Source organism: Vibrio sp. 1151_11, from assembly GCF_029478525.1.
Classification (GTDB): domain Bacteria; phylum Pseudomonadota; class Gammaproteobacteria; order Enterobacterales; family Vibrionaceae; genus Vibrio; species Vibrio anguillarum.
In genome coordinates, this window is record NZ_SHMN01000080.1 from 1 (window position 1) to 1,414 (window position 1,414).

2 protein-coding genes are annotated in these 1,414 nt (G+C 45.8%); one reads left to right on the forward strand and one right to left on the reverse strand.

Annotation, left to right across the window (positions count from 1 at the left end):
* The coding region (locus EXZ60_RS18830) for a LysR family transcriptional regulator (protein WP_277436153.1) at positions 1-437 on the reverse strand (437 nt) is incomplete at its 3' end.
* Between the two features lie 120 nt (positions 438-557).
* On the opposite strand from EXZ60_RS18830, the gene EXZ60_RS18835 reads away from it, so the two are divergent.
* Positions 558-1,226, forward strand: a complete 669-nt coding sequence (locus EXZ60_RS18835; protein WP_277436154.1) for an SDR family oxidoreductase — start codon at positions 558-560, stop codon at positions 1,224-1,226.
* The last annotated feature ends 188 nt before the right edge of the window (positions 1,227-1,414 follow it).

Here is a 1,414-nt window from a genome sequence, read left to right on the forward strand (position 1 = left end):
CCGTATCGGATAACGATATCCAAGCCGGACTCGGCCAAGTTGGATAAGTTATCGTTCAAATATAGATAAGGGATCACATCGGGATAGAGCTGACTAAATTCCGACAGTATTGGCGAAATGTATTGCTTGCCAATGTCACGAGGAGCAGAGATTTTGAGTGCCCCCCGCACTTCTTTGGTGCCAGTTTGGAGCAAGTTTTCCGTCTCTTTAACACTGTCGATAATCTCCAGACATGCCTGATGGTACATCGCGCCAGAGTCCGTCAGTGAAATATGCCTTGTACTACGATTAAGTAATTTCACCCCATAACGATCTTCCAGCGACTGCAATCTTGCCGTCACCGTGGCTGGCGACAAACCTAACTCTCTACCAGCCGCCGCCAGCCCTTGGTTCTTTATAATGCTGACAAACAGCGTCATATCTGAAAACTTGTCCACGCTCTCTCCTTAAATTTAATTATTCCACCAAGCTGAATAATCAATTCAAATATTAACTAATTATCAAATTCTTTCCAATAGATATACTGACCCCACGAAACGAGATTGGAGAAACCAATCATGAAAACAGAAAAAACTGTCTACGTCGTACTAGGTGGCACATCAGGTATTGGTGCTGAACTTAGCCAACAACTTGCAAGCGACAATGCGGTTGTCCACGTAGCAAGCCGCAAAACAGGGTTAGACATCAGCGATGAACAGTCGGTTTACCACTACTTCGAAGCCATTGGTGCTTTTGACCACCTGATCGTCACAGCAGGCTCTTATGCTCCGGCAGGCAAAGTGGTGGATGTAGAAGTCTCACAAGCAAAAGACGCTTTTGATACCAAATTTTGGGGCGCCATCAACGCTGCTAAACATGGAGCACGCTACATCAAGAAAGGCGGCTCAATCACGCTAACTTCCGGCATGTTATCGCGCAAAGTTGTTGCTAACACCTACGTAAAAACCGCTATTAACGCAGCCATTGAAGCAACCACGAAAGTACTGGCGAAAGAATTGGCTCCTATCCGAGTGAATGCGGTCAGCCCCGGTTTAACCAAAACAGAGGCGTATCAAGGCATGAGCGAAGACGACAGAAATGCCATGTACAAACGCACACAAAATAGCTTGCCAATAGGCAAAGTTGGTGAAGCCAGTGACGTTGCGAAAGCTTATCGACTTCTGATTGAAAACAGTTATATGACCGGCGCCGTGATCGATGTCGATGGTGGCGCACTGCTTGGCTAACACCAAATAGAAACAAGGTGCCAACGCAATAAAAAGCATGGCACCAATGGGTTCAAACTAAATAAAAAAAGAGACTCCCCCATGAATAAAGAAAAAATGCCGCTGCAGGTATGGATCTTAACGCTTGCAGCTTTTGCTATCGGTACCGCGGAATTTGTTATTGCAGGAATTCTTCCTCAAGTCGCCAA